The following is a 290-nucleotide window of genomic DNA, read 5'->3' as shown; positions in this document are numbered from 1 at the left end:
ATCATTTGTGCCTGTTATAGCACAAAGGCCGCTTGAGCGGCCTATTTGATTTGGGCATTGGCCCATTTTGGTGATTTGAGAAGATAGATTGTTGCGTTTTGCAGACCTGGCAGCGACCTACTCTCCCGCGTCTTGAGACGAAGTACCATTGGCGCTGGGGCGTTTCACGGCCGTGTTCGGAATGGGAACGGGTGCAGCCGCCCCGCGATAACCACCAGGTCGGCAAAACGCAACATTGTTCATGTTTTCACATGACTGTTGTTTTCGAGAAGCTGGGAAGCTTGCGCTTC

At 52.4% G+C, this 290-nt stretch carries 1 rRNA gene; it reads right to left on the bottom strand.

Annotated features, from left to right (window positions below):
• Positions 1 to 104: 104 nt before the first annotated feature.
• Positions 105 to 219, bottom strand: a 5S ribosomal RNA gene (gene rrf / locus FS804_RS24780).
• Positions 220 to 290: the final 71 nt, after the last annotated feature.

Origin of the sequence: Agrobacterium sp. DE0009, from assembly GCF_007680755.1 — a bacterium.
Lineage (GTDB): Bacteria > Pseudomonadota > Alphaproteobacteria > Rhizobiales > Rhizobiaceae > Agrobacterium > Agrobacterium tumefaciens_B.
This window is presented reverse-complemented; position numbering and strand designations above follow the sequence as displayed.